The 19125-nt window shown below is 68.4% G+C and carries 16 protein-coding genes; 12 read left to right on the top strand and 4 right to left on the bottom strand.

Features of this window, described 5'->3' with window-relative positions:
• Nucleotides 1-54: 54 nt before the first annotated feature.
• From OG246_RS36405 to OG246_RS36350, 12 genes are all read left to right on the top strand, one after another.
• Nucleotides 55-1794: an ABC transporter substrate-binding protein gene (locus OG246_RS36405; protein WP_266473033.1), complete on the top strand. Its 1740-nt coding sequence runs from the start codon at nt 55-57 to the stop codon at nt 1792-1794.
• A gap of 13 nt (nt 1795-1807) precedes the next feature.
• Nucleotides 1808-2785: an ABC transporter permease gene (locus tag OG246_RS36400; RefSeq protein WP_266473032.1), complete on the top strand. Its 978-nt coding sequence runs from the start codon at nt 1808-1810 to the stop codon at nt 2783-2785.
• Nucleotides 2782-3807, top strand: a complete 1026-nt coding sequence (locus tag OG246_RS36395) for an ABC transporter ATP-binding protein (RefSeq protein ID WP_266473031.1) — start codon at nt 2782-2784, stop codon at nt 3805-3807. The genes OG246_RS36400 and OG246_RS36395 overlap by 4 nt, the downstream gene beginning before the upstream one ends.
• Entirely contained in the window at nt 3804-4862 is a 1059-nt protein-coding gene (locus OG246_RS36390; RefSeq protein WP_266473029.1) for an ABC transporter ATP-binding protein, read from the top strand. The genes OG246_RS36395 and OG246_RS36390 overlap by 4 nt, the downstream gene beginning before the upstream one ends.
• 46 nt (nt 4863-4908) lie before the next feature.
• A complete protein-coding gene (locus OG246_RS36385) occupies nt 4909-6756 on the top strand; it encodes an immune inhibitor A domain-containing protein (protein ID WP_266473027.1) in 1848 nt (615 codons plus the stop codon).
• Nucleotides 6757-6871: 115 nt separating this feature from the next.
• A complete protein-coding gene (locus OG246_RS36380) occupies nt 6872-7435 on the top strand; it encodes a GNAT family N-acetyltransferase (RefSeq protein ID WP_266473026.1) in 564 nt (187 codons plus the stop codon).
• Nucleotides 7436-7545: 110 nt separating this feature from the next.
• Complete coding sequence (locus OG246_RS36375) at nt 7546-8544, top strand: LacI family DNA-binding transcriptional regulator (RefSeq protein WP_266473024.1); 999 nt, start codon at nt 7546-7548, stop codon at nt 8542-8544.
• 145 nt (nt 8545-8689) lie between these two features.
• On the top strand, nt 8690-10039 hold the full coding sequence (locus tag OG246_RS36370; RefSeq protein ID WP_266473023.1) for an ABC transporter substrate-binding protein: 1350 nt from the start codon (nt 8690-8692) through the stop codon (nt 10037-10039).
• A gap of 8 nt (nt 10040-10047) precedes the next feature.
• Nucleotides 10048-11010 (top strand): carbohydrate ABC transporter permease, encoded by a 963-nt coding sequence (locus OG246_RS36365; protein ID WP_266473022.1) that lies wholly within the window; start codon nt 10048-10050, stop codon nt 11008-11010.
• Nucleotides 11007-11882: a carbohydrate ABC transporter permease gene (locus OG246_RS36360; protein WP_266473020.1), complete on the top strand. Its 876-nt coding sequence runs from the start codon at nt 11007-11009 to the stop codon at nt 11880-11882. Before OG246_RS36365 ends, OG246_RS36360 begins: the two co-directional genes overlap by 4 nt.
• A 39-nt stretch (nt 11883-11921) precedes the next feature.
• A complete protein-coding gene (locus OG246_RS36355) occupies nt 11922-13532 on the top strand; it encodes a glycoside hydrolase family 13 protein (RefSeq protein WP_266473019.1) in 1611 nt (536 codons plus the stop codon).
• Between the two features lie 85 nt (nt 13533-13617).
• Entirely contained in the window at nt 13618-15765 is a 2148-nt protein-coding gene (locus OG246_RS36350; RefSeq protein WP_266473018.1) for a discoidin domain-containing protein, read from the top strand.
• Here the strand turns inward: OG246_RS36350 and OG246_RS36345 are convergent.
• Genes OG246_RS36345 through OG246_RS36330 form a run of 4 tightly spaced genes read right to left on the bottom strand, consistent with a single transcriptional unit; the run spans nt 15737 to nt 19081 of the window.
• On the bottom strand, nt 15737-16543 hold the full coding sequence (locus tag OG246_RS36345) for an ABC transporter ATP-binding protein (RefSeq protein ID WP_266473017.1): 807 nt from the start codon (nt 16541-16543) through the stop codon (nt 15737-15739). The two genes, OG246_RS36350 and OG246_RS36345, sit on opposite strands and share 29 nt — an antisense overlap.
• Before the next feature lie 20 nt (nt 16544-16563).
• Entirely contained in the window at nt 16564-17343 is a 780-nt protein-coding gene (locus tag OG246_RS36340) for an ABC transporter permease (RefSeq protein ID WP_266473016.1), read from the bottom strand.
• The gene (locus OG246_RS36335) at nt 17340-18113 is read right to left on the bottom strand and encodes an ABC transporter permease (RefSeq protein ID WP_266473015.1); all 774 of its coding nucleotides are present in this window, start codon (nt 18111-18113) and stop codon (nt 17340-17342) included. Before OG246_RS36335 ends, OG246_RS36340 begins: the two co-directional genes overlap by 4 nt.
• Nucleotides 18110-19081, bottom strand: a complete 972-nt coding sequence (locus OG246_RS36330; protein ID WP_266473013.1) for an ABC transporter substrate-binding protein — start codon at nt 19079-19081, stop codon at nt 18110-18112. Before OG246_RS36330 ends, OG246_RS36335 begins: the two co-directional genes overlap by 4 nt.
• Between the last annotated feature and the right edge of the window lie 44 nt (nt 19082-19125).

Below are 19125 nucleotides of genomic sequence, written 5' to 3'. Positions count from 1 at the left end.
CGCCTTGCCACCACCCTGCCGTTTTCTCCCGTACCCGAGAATGGAACACCCGACATGAACCGCCGACTGTTCCTCCAGTCCGCCGCCGCGATGGTCGCCGGCACCGCACTCACCACCGCCTGTAGTTCGGGCGGCGGTGGCGGCGGCACCAGCAGCAAGAAGGGCGCGGCCAAGGCCGTCTCCGCCCTGAAGGTGAAGATCGGCACCGCGGCCGACTCCCAGGGTCCGGTCACCGTCAAGGGCGCCACCAAGGGCGGCACGGTCAACGTCATCGAGGCCCTCGACATGGCGCACGCCGACCCCGGCCGGGTCTACGACTCGCAGTCCGGCACCCTCGCGCAGCTGGTGCACCGCCGGCTCACCTCGTACAAGCGCGTCGGCGACGAGCTGATCCTGGTCGGCGACCTCGCCACCGACACGGGCACCGCCTCGGACGGCAACAAGACCTGGACGTACACGCTGAAGGACGGCGTCAAGTTCTCCGACGGCACGGCGCTGACGTCGAAGCACATCAAGTACGCCGTCGAGCGGCTCTGCGACAAGGACATCACCGACGGCCCGACCTATCTGCCGATCTGGCTCTACGGCGAGAAGTTCTCCGGTGCCACCCCGGACGACGACGCCATCGAGACCCCGGACGACAGGACCGTCGTCTTCCATCTCAAGGCGCCGCAGACCGACTTCCCGTTCGCCTGCGCCTTCGCGGTGACCGCCCCAGTCCTGGAGGAGGCGGCGAAGGACAAGGACGCCTTCGACAAGATGTCGATCGGCACCGGGCCGTACAAGTTCGTCAGCCGCACCGACACCGAGATCGTCCTGGAGCGCAACACCCACTGGGACGCCGGAACCGATCCGGTCCGCGCCCAGTACCCCGACCGTTTCGAGTACACGATCGGCACCGCCTCGCCGCAGCTCTCCCAGGAGCTGGCAAACGCCACCGGCGACGGCAGCGCCAAGATGACCAACATCACGGTCGTCGACTCGACCTATCTGCAGCGGGTCAGCACCGACCCCGAGCTGAAGGCCCGCACCCTCAGCGAGCGTGGCATCACCCTGCGGTACGCGGCCGTCAACTGCAGGCGGATCACCGACGTCCAGGTCCGCAAGGCCCTGATGACCGCCTTCCCGAAGTCCGGTGTCCGGGGCATCTTCGGCGGCGCAGCCTGGGGCGACATCGCCACCGACATCCTCACGCCGGTGACCCTCGGCTTCACGAAGAACGACGTGTACGGGCTTCCGGACGCCGGTGACCCGGCCGCCGCCAAGGCGATCCTCAAGAAGGCCGGCAAGAGCGGCCAGAAGATCGTCTTCGCCTACTCGCAGACCGACCAGTGGGACAAGGCGAGCCTCATCGTCAAGAAGGCCCTGGAGAAGGCCGGCTTCACGGTCGTCGTCAAGCCCCTGGACGCCGCCACCTACTGGACCCAGATCGGCGCGACCGACAACGAGTTCGACATGTACGTGGCCGGCTGGACCCCGGACTGGCCGACGGGCGCGGGCACCATACCCACAGCCTTCGACGGCCGGCTGATCTTCGACGGTTCCTCGAACTACTTCATGTACGACAACGACGAGGTCAACGCCGAGATCGACCGCATCAAGAACGAGGTCACGGACGCCGACGAGGCGGGCAGGGCCTGGTCCGCGCTCGACAAGAAGATCATGGAGGACGCCCCGCTCGTCCCGTGGGGCCTGGAGGCCAAGACGTATCTCCACGGCGAGCAGCTGGGCGGCGGATACATCGCCATGTCGCCCACAGGCTTCCAGGGCACGCACGTCTACGTGAAGAAGTAGGGCGCGCCCCGCAATGCTCCGTTATCTCCTGCGTCGGCTCCTGGGTGCGTTCGCGATTCTGCTGGTGGTCGTCGGTGTGACGTACTTCCTGTTCTTCGCGGCGCCCCGGGACCCGGCCCGGCTCGCCTGCGGCACGGTCTGCCCCGAGACCACGCTGAACCAGATCCGCCACGGCATGGGGCTCGACCAGCCCGTGTACGAGCAGTTCTGGATCTACCTCTCGGGCCTCTTCGCCGGCCGGACGATCGGCGCCAAGTCCTGCGAGGCGCCGTGCCTCGGCTACAGCTACTTCAAGCACGAACCGGTACTCGACATCCTCGCCCAGAAGTTCCCCGCCACGGTCTCGCTCGTGGTCGGGGCGGCGGTCTTCTTCCTGCTCCTGGGGGTGGGTGCGGGGCTGCTCGCGGCCGCCCGGCGCGGGACGAGGACCGACCGGCTGGTGTCCGGCTTCGCGCTGATCGGCGCGGCCGTGCAGATCTACTTCATCGGCCTGGTCGCCCAGTACTTCCTCGTCGACAAGTACAAGATCCTCGACCGGCCCGGCTACACCTCGCTGTTCGAGGACCCGGGAGCCTGGGCGGGCGGACTGCTGCTCGCCTGGCTGGTCCTCGCGATCGTCTACACCGCCTCCTACGCCCGCTACTCCCGCGCCTCGATGATCGAGGCGCTGAACGAGGACGCGGTCCGCACCGCCCGTGCCAAGGGCCTGGCCGGCCGGGTGGTCTTCTTCAAGTACGCGGGCCGCGCCGCCGTCACCCCGATCGTCACCCTCTTCGGGCTCGACCTCGGCCACCTCCTCGGCGGCGCGATGATCACGGAGACCACCTTCAACATCCCCGGCATAGGCAAGGCCGCCGTCGACGCGGTCACCCAGAACGACCTGCCGATCATGATGGGCGTCACGCTGATCGCCGCCACGCTGATGGTGCTCTTCACCCTGATCGTCGATCTCCTGTACGCCGTCATCGACCCCCGGGTGCGCATCGCATGAGCCTCATCCATGTAGAGGACCTGAGGGTCCGGTTCTCCACCGAGGACGGCATCGTGAAGGCCGTCGACGGGCTGAGCTTCGACGTCGAACGCGGCCGCACGCTCGGCATCGTCGGCGAGTCCGGCTCCGGCAAGTCCGTCACCAACCTGGCGATCCTGGGCCTGCACAACCGTGCCAAGACCACCGTCGAGGGGTCCATCACCCTCGACGGACAGGAACTCACCACCGCCTCCGAGAAGGAACTGGAGAAGCTGCGCGGCCGCAAAATGGCCATGATCTTCCAGGATCCGCTGACCGCCCTGTCGCCCTACTACACGATCGGCGAACAACTCGCGGACGCCTACCGCAAGCACACCGGCGCCTCCCGAAAGTCCGCCGCCGCCAGGGCGGTCGAGATGCTGGACCGCGTCGGCATCCCACAGCCGGACCGGCGCGCGGAGGCATATCCGCACCAGTTCTCGGGCGGTATGCGTCAGCGCGCGATGATCGCCATGGCCCTGATGTGCGACCCGGAGCTTCTGATCGCCGACGAGCCGACCACCGCGCTCGACGTGACCGTGCAGGCGCAGATCCTCGACCTGCTCACCGACCTCCAGAAGGAGTTCGGCACGGCGATCATCCTCATCACCCACGACCTGGGCGTGGTCGCGCAGACAGCGCACGACGTGATGGTGATGTACGGCGGGCGCTGCGTGGAGAAAGGCACGGTCACCGAGGTACTGACTGCCCCTCGACACCCGTACACCTGGGGCCTGTTGGGCTCCATACCGACGCTCGACGGCGACCCGGACGCGGACCTCACACCGATCGAGGGCACCCCGCCCTCGCTGCTCGATCCACCGACGGGGTGCGCCTTCCACCCGCGGTGCGCCTTCGTCGACCGGATCGGCGAGAAGTGCCTCGCCGAACGGCCCGCACCGACCGGGGGCGCGCACTCCGCCGCCTGCCACATCGAGCCGGGGCGGCGCGGCGAGATCTTCCTCCAGGACGTCCTGCCACGACTGCAGGGGAGCACCACATGAACGACACCCCCCTCCTCGAAGTCGAGGACCTGAAACAGCACTTCCCCCTCAAAGGCGGCGGACTCTTCGGCGGTACCTCGGGCCATGTCAGGGCCGTCGACGGCGTCGGATTCACCGTGCGCGAGGGCGAATCCCTGGGCCTGGTGGGCGAGTCGGGCTGCGGCAAGTCCACCACGGGACAGATGATCGCCCGGCTGCTCGAACCCACCGGCGGCACCGTCCGCTACCGGGGCCGGGACATCACCCACGCCTCGCGCAAGCAGCTCGCACCCATCCGGTCGGAGATCCAGATGGTCTTCCAGGATCCCTACTCGTCCCTCAACCCGCGCCAGACCGTCGGCTCGATCGTCTCGGCGCCGATGGAGGTCAACGGGGTCGAGCCGCCCGGCGGCCGGCAGGCGCGCGTCCAGGAACTCCTGGAGACGGTCGGCCTCAACCCGGAGCACTACAACCGCTTCCCGCACGAGTTCTCCGGGGGCCAGCGCCAGCGCATCGGCATCGCCCGCGCGCTCGCGCTCAGCCCGAAGCTGATCGTGGCGGACGAGCCGGTGTCGGCCCTGGACGTGTCCATCCAGGCCCAGGTGGTCAACCTGCTGCGCAGACTCCAGCGCGAGCAGGGGATCGCCTTCCTCTTCATCGCCCACGACCTGGCGATCGTGCGCAACTTCTCGCACCGGGTCGCGGTCATGTACCTCGGCAGGATCGTCGAGATCGCCGACCGGGACGAGCTGTACGGGAATCCCCATCACCCGTACACACACGCCCTGTTGAGCGCCGTACCCGAGCACGACCCGCGCAGGCTCGGGCAGCGCGAGCGCATCCGGCTCACCGGCGATGTGCCGAGCCCGGCGAACCCGCCCTCCGGCTGCCGCTTCCGCACCCGCTGCTGGAAGGCGCAGGACGTCTGCGCGAGCGAAGAGCCTCCACTGCAGCCCATAGCCGAAGGGCATTTGACGGCATGTCACTTCCCGGAGGCCCGGGGCGACGACGGCCGGCTGCCGTCCGTGGTGTCCATTGCCTCCGCGTCCCCGGCCGGTTCGGCCGGGGGCTCCTGATTCCCGCTCCTTTCCCTGTTCCCAATTCCCTGAAGGAGGAAGTCCGTTGAGCAAACACAAGCGTGCCCGCAGACCCCTGGCCGCGGTCGCCGCCGTACTGGCCGTCGCCGCCTCGACCGTCACGGTTTCGGTGTACGCCTACGGTGACGAGCAGACGTCGGCCGCCGCGATCGGTGGGCACGACGACGAAGAGCACGACCTGCTCAGCGCCAAGGAGCTGACGCTCCGGGAGAACCGGGTCGCGGCGGTCGACAAGGTGTTGCAGGGCGAGGCGACCGCGGAGACCAAGGGCTCCTCGAAGCGGATCGAGTACGCAGAAGGCAAGTACTCGGAGACCAGCCGCACCACGGACCGGGTCTTCGTGCTGCCGGTGGAGTTCGGCGACGCCGTCGACACCACGTACGGCGGCCTCGCCGGCCCCTCGCACAACGAGATCGCCGAACCCGACCGGAGCGTGGACACCTCCACGGTGTGGACCGAGGACTACAGCCCCGCCTACTACCAGCGGCAGCTGTTCGGCACGGCGAGCGCCAAGACCGGCGACACCCTCAAGTCGTACTACCTGCGGCAGTCGAGCGGCGCCTACGAGCTCACCGGCACCGTCCAGGAGTGGACCAGGGTTGACTACTCGATCTCGCACTACGGCACCGACGCCTGCAAGAAGAACGGCGCCTCGATCTCCACGTACTACTGCAACGAGCAGCTCACCACGGACGGCCTCAACGCCTGGTACGAGGGCCGGCTCGCGGCGGGGCAGACCAAGTCGGAGATCGACAAGTACCTTGCCTCCTACGACATGTGGGACCGCAACGACTTCGACGCCGACGGGATCTTCAACGAACCCGACGGCTACCTCGACCGAGTGATGATCACGTTCGCGGGGGAGTCCCAGACCAACGGCGGCGGTGTGAACGGCACCAACGCCATCGGCGCGCACCGGGGTACCGTCAGCTACCTCCAGGACGACGCCGACACGCTCGGCCCGGACAACGGCAACCTGGCCGGCGGCAGCGAGGTCGGCGACTCCGGCATCTGGGCCAACGACTACACGATGACCAACGAGAACCGGGGACTTGGCACCATCGCCCACGAGTACGGCCACGACCTGGGCCTGCCCGACCTGTACGACACCTCCGGCGGAGAGAACTCCACGGGCTTCTGGACGGTGATGTCCAACGGCTCGCTGCTGACCGACGACGAGCAGCTGTCCGCCCACCCGGGCGACTTGGGCGCCTGGAGCAAGCTGCAGCTCGGCTGGCTGGACTACGAGACCGCCGAGGCGGCCACCGCGTCCACCCACACCCTGAACGCGCTGTCCGTCGACAGTTCGGTCAAGGGCGCCGAGGCCCTCGTGGTCAGTCTGCCCGACGACGTCAACGGCAAGGCCCGCTACTACATCGTCGAGAACCGCCAGTACGTCGGCGACGACCGCTACCTCGAGAACGGCCCCTACAACCTGGGGTGGGCCTCCACCTACCCGAAGAAGAAGGAGCGTCTGTCGTACGAGGAGGGGGTGATGATCTGGTACTGGAACACCGCCTACGCCAACAACAGGACGAAGACGAACGCCGGTTACGGCCGGATCCTCCCCCTGGACTCCCACGCGGAGCCCGCCCTCGACACGACCGGAGCGGTCGTCCGCAACCGCCTCCAGTCCTACGACGCGCCCTTCGGCCTCAAGGACACGACCGCCCTCACCTTCCATCTGGGCGGAGTCGAGGCGACGATCCCCTCGCACGAGGGCGTCGCGGTCTTCGACGACATCAACGGCACCTACCACTACGACACCGCGCCCTACGGCTCCAGCTACGACGCCGACTCCGGCACCACCGTCACGGTGAGGCAGGAGTACCGCGACGGCCGCGTGAAGATCGCGGTGGGCGCCTCGGAATAGCCCTTGAACGACTACTCAGTCAGGCCCCCGGCCCCGGCGCCCCGGCGTGCCGGGGGCCGCTGTGCGCCCGCCGCCCGCACTCCGCGACATCCTCCACGACAGGAAGGCGCCCCTGATGATCAGCGACAACACCACCCGCCTCACCTTCGCCGCACAGGTCCGGCTGACCGGTGAAGGCCTCGTCCTGCGGGAATGGACCGACGCGGATCTGCCCGTCATGGCCGAGCTGTTCGACGACCGGGACATCGCGTACTGGACCCCTCTGGCCTCACCTTTCGACGCGGCCGCGGCCCGCGCCTATCTGGCCCGAGCCCGGCAGGCGCGCGCCGACGGCATGAGCCTGCGGCTGGCCATCACCGCCGACGGCGCCCTGCCGCTGGGCGAGGTCCTCCTGTTCCGCAAGAACCCCGACGACCCCGCCGTAAGCCTGGGCTACACCGTCGGGTCCGCCCACCGCGGTCAGCGCCTGGGTTCCCGGGCTCTGAGGCTCCTGACGGACTACGCGCACCACGACCTCGGCCTGCCCCGAGTGACGCTGGGCATCGCGACGGAGAACGCCGCCAGCATCTCGGTCGCCCGCTCCGCCGGCTACCACCCCACGGACGAGCCGCCGCTCGACGTCGTGACGAAGGGACGCCCGCGGGCCATTCGGACCTGGGCGCACGACTGCCGGGACTGAATGGAAGACTGTGTTCCGACGCGGGCGACGGGCCGAGGTCGGCGTAAAGCGCGGCTGAGAAGTCGCACTTTACGCAAGCCGTTTGCATATCTTGCGCTATTCTTGCGCGCATGACGCGACGACTTGCTCAGGTGGCGAAGAAGGTCGGGGTCAGCGAGGCCACGGTCAGCCGGGTGCTCAACGGCAAGCCCGGAGTCTCCGATTCCACTCGGCAGGCGGTTCTCTCCGCGCTGGACGTGCTCGGCTACGAGAGGCCCACGCAGCTGCGCGGTGAACGCGCCCGCCTCGTCGGCCTCGTGCTGCCCGAGCTGCAGAACCCGATCTTCCCGGCGTTCGCCGAAGTGATCGGCGGCGCGCTCGCCCAGCTCGGACTCACCCCGGTGCTGTGCACCCAGACCAAGGGCGGCGTCTCCGAGGCGGACTACGTGGAGCTGCTGCTCCAACAGCAGGTGTCCGGCGTGGTGTTCGCGGGCGGTCTGTACGCGCAGGCGGACGCGCCGCACGACCACTACCGGCAGCTCGCCGACCGCAACATCCCGGTGGTGCTGGTGAACGCGGCCATCGAGCACCTCGGGTTCCCGTGCGTCTCCTGCGACGACGCCGTCGCCGTCGAACAGGCCTGGCGCCACCTGGACTCGCTCGGCCACGAGCGCATCGGTCTCGTCCTCGGCCCCGGTGACCACATGCCCTCGGGGCGCAAGCTCGCGGCGGCCCGCGTGCTCGCCCCCGACCTGCCCGACGAGCACGTCGCCCGGGCCATGTTCTCCCTCGAGGGCGGCCAGGCCGCGGCCACCCGGCTGCTCGACCGGGGCGTCACCGGCATCATCTGCGCCAGCGACCCCCTCGCCCTCGGCGCCGTACGGGCCGCCCGCCGCAAGGGACTCACCGTCCCCGGCGAGGTCTCCGTGGTCGGCTACGACGACTCGGCGTTCATGAACTGCACCGAGCCGCCGCTGACCACCGTGCGCCAGCCCATCGAGGCCATGGGGCGCGCGGCCGTCGAGCTGCTGAACGCTCAGATCGGCGGCAGCAGTGTCACCGCCGAAGAGCTGCTGTTCGAGCCGGAGTTGGTGGTGCGTGGTTCGACAGCGCAAGCGCCGCGCCACTGAGCAACAGGTGACTGTCAAATAATTCCATATTCTGCGCGACATCTTGCGAACCGATGTCGTCGGTGCTTGAGTGTGCGGCGCCCACCGCTCCAGGCCACGGGTTGCCAAAAGGGTTCCACCCGCTCCTGCCCAAAGGGGTCCACCGATGAGAAGCACCGGGTTCCGCCGTACCTTCATCACGCTCATGGCGTGTTCTTTCGCGCTCACCGCCACCGCTTGCGGTTCGGGCGACGACGACGCGGCCGACGGCAAGACCAGCATCACCGTCAACTGCATGCCGCCCAAGAGCGCCAAGGTCGACCGCTCGTTCTTCGAGGCGGACATCAAGGCCTTCGAGAAGGCCAACCCGACCATCGACGTCGTCGCGCATGACGCGTTCCCGTGTCAGGACCCCAAGACGTTCGACGCCAAGCTGGCCGGCGGCCAGATGGAGGACGTCTTCTACACCTACTTCACCGATGCCAAGCATGTCGTGGACATCAACCAGGCCGCGGACATCACGAGTTACGTCAAGGACCTCAAGAGCTACGACACCATCCAGCAGCAGTTGCGCGACATCTACACCGTCGACGGCAAGATCTACGGCGTCCCGCGCACCGGTTACTCGATGGGCCTGATCTACAACAAGAAGCTCTTCAAGGACGCGGGCCTCGACCCCGACAAGCCCCCGGCCACCTGGGAGGAGCTGCGCACGGCCGCCAAGGCGATAGCCGGGCTCGGCAACGGCACCGTCGGATACGCCGACTACAGCGCCCAGAACCAGGGCGGCTGGCACTTCACCGCCGAGCTCTACTCGCAGGGCGGCGACGTCGTCAGCGAGGACGGCAAGAAGGCCAACGTCGACACCCCCGAGGGCAAGGCCGTCCTGCAGAACCTCAAGGACATGCGCTGGACCGACAACTCCATGGGCACCAAGCAGCTCCTCATCCTCAATGACGTCCAGCAGATGATGGGCTCCGGGAAGCTCGGCATGTACCTCTCCGCGCCGGACAACATCCCGATCCTGGTCAAGGAGAAGGGCGGCAACTACAACGACCTCGCCCTCGCGCCCATGCCCGGCGGCAACGGCACGCTCGTCGGCGGCGACGGCTACATGTTCAACAAGAAGGCGACGCCGGAGCAGATCAAGGCGGGCCTGAAGTGGCTCGACTCGATGTTCCTCACCCCCGGCGACGGCTTCCTCGGTGACTACGCCCGCGCCAAGCAGAACGACGCGCCCGTCGGCCTGCCCGAGCCCCGCCTGTTCACCGGCGCGGCCGACGAGAAGGACCAGCAGGTCAAGGAAGCCAACGCCAACGTCCCGGTGGAGAACTACCAGGCCTTCCTCGACGGCAACCAGAGCCTGGACATGAAGATCGAGCCGCCGCAGGCCCAGCAGATCTACTCCGTCCTGGACGGCGCCGTCTCTGCGGTGCTCACCAAGAAGGACGCCGACATCGACAAGCTCCTGAGCGACGCGTCCGGCAAGATCGACTCCATTCTGGCCCGGGGCTGACACCGTTCATGAAGACCGCATCGAAGCCCGCGGTGCCTCCACCGACGACTGTACGGCCGGTGGAGGCACCCAGGCCCGGACGCCAACGGCCGCCGCTGCGGCGGCGCCTGGCCGACCAGTCCCGCGCGTACGCCTTCCTCGTCGGCGGCCTGCTCTGCTTCGCGCTGTTCTCGTGGTACCCGGCGATCCGCGCGGTCGTGATCGCCTTCCAGAAGTACACGCCAGGGGCGGAGGCGGAGTGGGTCGGCACCGAGAACTTCACCCGCGTCTTCCACGACCCGGAGTTCACGGCAGCCTGGCGCAACACCCTGACCTTCACGCTCCTCGCCCTGCTCATCGGCTTCGCCGTCCCCTTCGTGATGGCGCTGGTGCTGAACGAACTCCGGCACGCGAAAGCCTTCTTCAGAGTCGTGGTCTATCTGCCGGTGATGATCCCGCCGGTGGTCAGCGCCCTGCTCTGGAAGTGGTTCTACGATCCCGGAGCGGGCCTGGCGAACGAGGCGCTGCGCTTCCTGCACCTGCCCACCTCGAACTGGTCCAACGGCGCCGACACCGCCCTCGTATCGCTGGTCATCGTCGCCACCTGGGCCAACCTCGGCGGCACCGTCCTCATCTACCTGGCCGCGCTGCAGAGCATCCCCGGTGAGCTGTACGAGGCGGCCGAGCTGGACGGCGCGAACATCTGGCAGCGCGTCCGCCATGTGACGATCCCGCAGACCCGCTTCATCATCCTCATGCTGATGCTGCTGCAGATCATCGCCACCATGCAGATCTTCACGGAACCGTTCGTCATCACGGGCGGCGGCCCGGAGAACTCGACCGTGACGGTCCTGTACCTGATCTACAAGTACGCCTTCCTCTACAACGACTTCGGCGGAGCCTGCGCCCTGAGCGTCATGCTCCTCGTCCTGCTCAGCGCCTTCTCCGCGCTCTATCTGAAGCTGACCAGTTCCGGAGGTGAGGACTCATGAGCACCCGCACGCTCGTCTCACCGCTCACCCTGGCCCGCCGCCGAGGCAAGACCCTCTACTGGACGGTCTTCTCGGGCATCGTCCTGCTCTTCGCGCTCGCCTTCCTCTTCCCCGTCTACTGGATGGTCACCGGCGCCATGAAGTCGCCGGACGAGGTCACCCGCACACCCCCGACGCTCGTCCCCGACAAGTGGAGCCTCACCGGCTACACCGATGCCTGGGACCTGATGGACCTGCCCACCCACCTCTGGAACACGGTGGTGCAGGCCACCGGCGCCTGGATCCTCCAACTCGTCTTCTGCACGGCCGCCGCGTACGCCCTGTCCAGGCTGAAGCCCGCCTTCGGAAAGATCATCCTCGGCGGCATCCTCGCCACCCTGATGGTCCCGGCGCAGGCACTGGTCGTCCCGAAGTACCTGACCGTCGCCGACCTCCCGCTGATCCACACCAGCCTGCTCAACGACCCGCTCGGCATCTGGCTGCCGGCCGTGGCCAACGCCTTCAACCTCTACCTCCTCAAGCGCTTCTTCGACCAGATCCCGCGCGACGTCCTGGAGGCCGCCGAGATCGACGGCGCCGGACGGCTGCGCACCCTCTGGTCGATCGTGCTGCCCATGTCCAGGCCGGTCCTGGGAGTCGTGTCGATCTTCGCCCTTGTCGCCGTCTGGCAGGACTTCCTCTGGCCGCTGATGGTCTTCTCCGACACCGACAAACAGCCCATCAGCGTGGCCCTCGTCCAGCTGTCGCAGAACATCCCGCTGACCGTGCTGCTCGCCTCGATGGTGATCGCGAGCATCCCCATGGTGGCGATGTTCCTGGTGTTCCAGCGGCACATCATCGCCGGGATCAGCGCGGGCAGCACGAAGGGCTGACCCCCACCCCTTCCAGAGCTTCACAGAAAGGTAGGCACCGTGGGACAGCATTCCCCTGCCCGCACTCAGGGCGAATGGTGGCGCTCCGCCGTCATCTACCAGGTGTACGTCCGCAGCTTCGCGGACGGCGACGGCGACGGCACCGGCGACCTCGCGGGCGTCCGCGCCAAACTCCCCTACCTCGCCGAACTCGGCGTGGACGCCCTGTGGTTCAACCCGTGGTACCTGTCACCCATGGCCGACGGCGGATACGACGTCGCCGACTACCGCTCCATCGACCCGGCCTTCGGAACCCTCGCCGAGGCGGAGAAACTCATCGCCGAAGCGCGGGAGCTGGGCATCCGCACCCTCGTCGACATCGTGCCGAACCATGTCTCCGACCAGCACGCCTGGTTCCGCGCCGCCCTCGCGGCAGGGCCCGGCAGCCCGGAGCGCGAGCTGTTCCACTTCCGCCCCGGACGCGGCGAACACGGCGAACTCCCGCCCAACGACTGGCCGTCCCAGTTCGCGGGCTCCACCGAGCCTGTCTGGACCCGGCTGCCCGACGGCGACTGGTACCTCCACCTGTTCACGCCCGAGCAGCCCGACCTCAACTGGGCGCACCCGGCGGTCCGGCAGGAACACGAGGACGTCCTGCGCTTCTGGTTCGAGCGGGGCGTGGCCGGCGTCCGCATCGACTCGGCCGCGCTGCCCGCGAAGGACCCGGGCCTCCCCGACTTCGTCGAGGGCCGCGACCCGCACCCCTTCGTCGACCGCGACGAACTCCACGACATCTACCGCTCCTGGCGTGCGGTCGCCGACGCCTACGACGGCATCTTCGTAGGTGAGGTCTGGCTCCCTGATACCGAGCGCTTCGCCCGCTACCTCCGCCCGGACGAACTGCACACCGCCTTCAACTTCTCCTTCCTGTCCTGCCCTTGGGACGCCGGACGGCTGCGTACGTCGATCGACGAGACCCTCGCCGAGCACGCCCCGGTCGGTGCGCCCGCCACCTGGGTCCTGTGCAACCACGACGTGACACGCACGGTCACCCGCTACGGCCGCACCGACACCGGCTTCGACTTCGCCACCAAGGCCTTCGGCACCCCCAGCGACCTCGCCCTGGGCACCCGGCGCGCCCGCGCCGCCGCCCTGCTCTCACTCGCCCTGCCCGGCGCCGTCTACGTCTACCAGGGCGAGGAACTCGGCCTGCCCGAGGCGGAGATACCGCGCGAGAGCATCCAGGACCCGATGCACTTCCGCTCCGGCGGCACCGACCCGGGCCGGGACGGGTGCAGGGTTCCACTGCCGTGGACCGCCGACGCGCCCCACGCCGGCTTCGGCGGTGAGCCCTGGCTTCCGCAACCCGCGGACTGGCCGGCGTACGCGGCCGACCACCAGGCAGCCGACCCCGCCTCGATGCTGGCCCTCTACCGCGCGGCGCTCCGCATCCGTCGCACGGAGCCCGGCTTCGGCGACGGCCCGCTGTCCTGGCTGCCCACCCCCGAAGGTGTTCTCGCCTTCGCCCGCACGGACGGCACGCTCTGCGTGGTCAACCTCTCCGACACCCCCACCGAACTCCCCGGCCACACCCAACTCCTCCTCGCCAGCGGCCCCTTGGACGCCGAGGGCCACCTCCCCCAGGACACGGCGGCCTGGCTGCGCGCCTGACGCCGCAGCCCGGCCGCCGTTCCACCCCGCTATCCCGCAACCCCACGATGAAAGGGATCAGCACATGCCAAGAGCTGACAGGAGCATGCCAAAAACAGCAATCGCAGCGGCGACCGTCGCCCTCGCCGCCGGCATGCTCAGCGCCACCACGGCCCACTCCGCGGTCGCCGCCGTGGGCGCCACCCTCCCCTTCACCTCCGTCGAGGCCGAGTCCGCCACCTCCACGGGCACGCGAATCGGGCCCGATTACACCCAGGCCACGCTTGCCTCGGAGGCCTCCGGAAGGCAGGCCGTACGGCTGACCGCGGGCCAGCGTGTCGAGTTCACCGTCCCCCGAGCGGCCAACGCGGTGAACGTCTCCTACAGCGTCCCGGACGGCCAGTCCGGCACCCTCGACGTGTACGTCAACGGCATCAAGATCGCCAAGACCCTCGCCGTCACCTCCAAGTACTCCTACGTCGACACCTCCTGGATCGCCGGCGCCAGGACCCACCACTTCTACGACAACGCCCGGCTGCTGCTCGGCCAGAACGTACAGGCCGGCGACAAGGTCGCCTTCCAGGCCACCGCCACCCAAGTCACCGTGGACGTGGCCGACTTCGAGCAGGTCGCCGCTGCCGCCGTCAGGCCCGCGGGTTCGGTGTCCGTCACGGACAGGGGCGCGGACCCCACAGGGCAGGGCGATTCGACGCAGGCCTTCCGGGACGCGATCTCCGCCGCACAAGGGGGAGTCGTATGGATCCCGCCGGGCGACTACCGCATCACCTCCTCGCTCAGCGGCGTCCAGAACGTCACCCTCCAGGGCGCGGGCAGCTGGTACTCCGTCGTGCGCACCTCGCGCTTCATCGACCAGAGCAGCTCCTCCGGAAGCGTCCGGCTCAGGGACTTCGCGGTCATCGGCGAGGTCACCGAGCGCGTCGACTCCAACCCGGACAACTTCGTCAACGGCTCCCTGGGCCCGAACTCCACGGTCTCCGGAATGTGGATCCAGCACCTCAAGGTCGGCCTCTGGCTGACGGGAAACAATGACAACCTTGTCGTGGAGAACAACCGCATCCTCGACACCACCGCCGACGGCCTCAACCTCAACGGCAACGCGCACGGCGTCCGCGTCCGCAACAACTTCCTGCGCAACCAGGGCGACGACTCGCTCGCCATGTGGTCGCTCAACTCGCCCGACACCAACAGCAGCTTCGAGAACAACACCATCTCGCAGCCGAACCTGGCCAACGGCATCGCGATCTACGGCGGCACCGACATCGCGGTGCGGAACAACCTGGTCTCCGACACCAACGCGCTCGGCAGCGGCATCGCGATCTCCAACCAGAAGTTCCTCGACCCCTTCCACCCGCTGGCCGGCACCATCACGGTCGACGGCAACACGCTCGTGCGCGCCGGTGCGATGAACCCCAACTGGGGCCACCCGATGGGGGCGTTGCGGGTCGACTCGTACGACAGCGCGATCAATGCCACGGTCAACATCACCAACACCACGATCACCGACAGCCCGTACAGCGCGTTCGAGTTCGTGTCGGGCGGCGGGCGCGGCTACCCGACGAGCAACGTGAACGTGACCGGCGCGACGGTCAGCAGGGTCGGCACCGTCGTCGTCCAGGCCGAGACGCAGGGCGCCGCGAGGTTCAGCAACGTCCAGGCGACCGGCGTGGGCGCCGCGGGCGTCTACAACTGCCCATACCCGAGCGGCACCTTCACCCTCACCAACGGTGGCGGCAACTCCGGCTGGGACACCACCTGGTCCAACTGCTCCGCCTGGCCCCAGCCCGGCTCCGGAAACCCGAACCCCGACCCGACCACCAACCTCGCCAAGGGCCGCCCCGCCACGGCCACCGGCTCGGTCGACGTCTACACACCCGGCAAGGCCGTCGACGGCGACGCCAACACCTACTGGGAGTCCACCAACAACGCCTTCCCACAGGCCCTGACGGTCGACCTCGGATCGACCCAGGCCGCGCGCCGGGTCGTTCTGAAACTCCCGCCCGCCGCGGCCTGGGTCGCGCGCACGCAGACCCTGTCCGTGCAGGGCAGCACGGACGGCTCCTCGTACTCGACCGTCGTCGCCTCGGCGGGCTACCGCTTCGACCCGGCCACCGGGAACACGGCCACCGTGTCCCTGCCCGCCGGAACGAACCTGCGCTACCTGAGGGTGAACGTCACCGGCAACACGGGCTGGCCGGCCGCCCAGTTCAGTGAGGTGGAGGCGTATCTTTCGTGAGATCCAGGGGTGTCCCGCGCTTGGCCGCCTGGATCTGCTCATACACATGGGTCCGCAGTTCGGCGAAGCGCGGGGCGACCCGGGTGTGCAACTGGTCCCGCTCGTCGGGGAGATCGACCTTCAGCTGCTCCTGTACGACGGTGGGGGAGGCGGAGAGGATCAACACCCGCTCGCCCAGGTAGACGGCCTCGTCGATGTCGTGGGTGACGAACAGGATGGTGATACCGCGTTCCCGCCACAGCCTGCGCACCAGGTCTTCCAGGTCGGCGCGGGTCTGCGCGTCGACCGCCGCGAACGGCTCGTCCATCAGCAGCACATCGGGCTCGTACGCGAGCGCGCGGGCGATCGCGACGCGCTGCTGCATACCGCCGGACAGCTGCCAGGGGTACGCCCCCGCGGCGTCCGTGAGCCCGACCGACTCCAGTGCGTCGGCGACCAGCTCCCGGCGCCGCGCCTTGCTCAACGCCTTCTGCCTCAACGGGAGTTCGACGTTCTCGCCGACCCGCATCCAGGGAAACAGGCTGCGCCCGTACTCCTGGAACACGAAAGCCATCCCGGGCGGCGGCCCGCTGACCCGCTGGCCGCCGAGCAGCACTTCACCGGCGGTAGGTGTCAGCAGTCCGCCCATGCATTTCAGGAGCGTGGTCTTGCCGCACCCCGACGGGCCCACCAGACAGACGAGTTCACCCGCCTCCACCGTGAAGGTGAGGTCCCGTACCGCCTCCACCCGGCGCCCGGATCCCTCGTAGACCTTGTTCAGGCCGCGTACGTCGAGCATGGACCGCCCTTTCGCGAGTTTCACGGGGACCGCCGGGAGGAAGCGCGCCGACCGTGGTACCAGCCGAGCACCCGGCGCTCGACCAGCTGGAAGACCACGGAGAGAAAGAATCCGAGCAGGCCCAGGACGAGGATTCCGGTCCACATGTCGGGGATCGCGAAGCCTCGTTGGAACTGGACGATGCTGAAGCCGAGGCCGTCGCTGGCTCCGAACATCTCGCTGATGACCATCAGGATGATGCCGATGGACAGCGCCTGCCGCAGACCCGCGAAGATCTGCGGGCTCGCCGCACGCAGGACCACGTACCGCAGCCGGGCGACCCCCGTGATGCCGTACGAACGTGCCGTCTCGGCCATCACGGAGTCGACCGCCCGCACGCCCTCGACGGTGTTGAGCAGGATCGGCCAGACGCAGCCGATCGCAATGACGATGATCTTCATGGTGTGGCCGATGCCCGCGAACAGCATGATGACCGGGATGAGTACGGGCGGCGGTACCGCGCGCAGGAATTCCAGGACCGGCTCGCAGAAGGCCCGGACCCGCCGGTAGGAGCCGATGACCGTGCCCACCGCCACGCCGACGACCGCCGCCGACGTGTAGCCGGCGAGGAGCCGCAGCACGCTGGGCAGGACGTCGGCGCGCAGCCGTTCGCCCGTCCAGACGTCGGGGAAGGTCTTGAGGATCGTGCGCAGGGGTGGCCAGAAGACGTCGGTGCTGCCGTCCGACGCGAGCCACCAGACCGCGACGAGCAGTGCGGGCAGTGCGACGACGTAGAGCGACCGCAGAAGTATGTGCCTCACACCGCCACCTCCCCGCGCACCGACTGGTGCCAGGCCAGCGCCCGCCGCTCCACCGTGCGGGCACCCACATTGATCAGCAGGCCGAGGAGACCGGTGACCACCAGCAGGGCGTACATCTCCGGGACCGCCTGAGAGGCCTGGGCGATCCCGATGTTCTTGCCCAACCCCGGTGCTCCGATGACCAGTTCGGCGGTCACGGTGAGGATGAGGGCGACCGCGGCGGCGAGCCGGACGCCTGTCATGACGTACGGGAGGGCCGTTGGCCAGAGCACATGCCGGGTCCGTGCCCAGGTGCCGAGACCGTACGAGCGTGCCGTCTCGTCCGCCACCGGGTCGACGTCCTGGACGCCGTACAGGACCTGGATGAGGATCTGCCAGAACGAGGCGTAAACGACGAGGAGGAGGACGGAGCGGAGTTCGGTGCCGTAGAGGAGGACGGCGAGGGGGATCAGGGCGACGGAGGGGATCGGGCGGAGGAACTCGATGGTGGAGGCGGTGGCCTCGCGCAGATGGGGTACGACCGAGATCACGACGCCCGCCAGGATTCCGGCGGTCACCGCGATCGCCAGGCCCAGGGCCCAGCCGGTGAGGGTGTCCCCGAGCGCCGTCCAGAACACCTCGTCCTTCAGCTCCCGCCAGAGCGCCTCGGCGATGCGGCTGGTGGGCGGGAAGTAGTCCTCTTTGACAAGACCGAGCCGCGGCACCGCCTCGCCCAGAGCGAGGAAGGCCGCGAGCCCGGCCGCACCCAGTGCGGCGTTCAGTCCCTTCACGGAAGCAGCTTGTCCAGGTCGGGGGTCGTCTTGAACAGCCCGTCCTCCTCGCCCAGCTTCATCAGCGCCTCGATCGAGGCACGGTTCGGCTCGGCCGGCCACTTCGGCAGGACCACGTTCGCCAGCACCGCCGCGGGGATCTTCGTGTACGTGGTGACGATCTCCCGGGCCTCGTCCGGGTGGGAGTCGGCGTAGGCGAGGGACTCCGCGGTGGCCTCCTGGAACTTCTTCACCAGCTCGGGGTTCTGCTGCTCGTACTGGGTCGACGTGAAGTACATGGCGACCGTGAGGTCCTTCGCGACGTCGACCAGCGACGAGGCGATCTCGACGGCACCCTGGCTCTTCACGGTGGCGAGCGCCGGCTCGACGACCATGGCGGCGTCGATCTGGCCGCCGTCGAGGGCGGCGGGCATCTGGTCGAAGGCCAGCTCGACGAACTTCACCTTGGACGGATCGCCGCCCGCCTTGCGCACCGACTCGCGCACCGCGGTCTCGTTGATGTTCTTGAGGGTGTTGACGGCGACCTTCTTGCCCTCCAGGTCCTTCGCGGACTTGATGGGGCTGTCCTTCTTCACCGTGAGGGCGCCGAAGTCCTTGCCGTCCACGCCCGTTGAGGCGATTCCGTTGGCGACGGCCTTCACGGGCACGTTCTGGGACTGGGCGATCATCAGCGAGGTCATGTTGGAGAACCCGAACTGGAACTGGCCGCTGACCACGCCGGGCACGATCGCCGCGCCGCCCTGAGCGGTCGTCATTTCGAGCTTCAGGCCCCGCTTGCTGTAGAAGCCCTGCTTCTGGCCCAGGTAGATGGGCGCGACATCGACGATGGGGATGATCCCCACCTTGACCGTGGTGGTCCCACCACCGGACGACGAACTCTTGTCCGACGACCCGGAGTCGGACGAACCGCAGGCCGATGCGGCCACCATCAAGGATCCGACCGCGAGACCGGCAAGCAGACGACGCATTACTCCTCCTGTGCAGACGAGAGTGTTCCGACAGGCTGTGCGCA

It is taken from the genome of Streptomyces sp. NBC_00620 (genome assembly GCF_026341825.1).
In the GTDB taxonomy this organism is placed as follows: Bacteria; Actinomycetota; Actinomycetes; order Streptomycetales; family Streptomycetaceae; genus Streptomyces.
The sequence above is the reverse complement of the archived record's forward strand: the minus strand, read 5'-3'. Positions and strand labels throughout refer to the sequence as shown.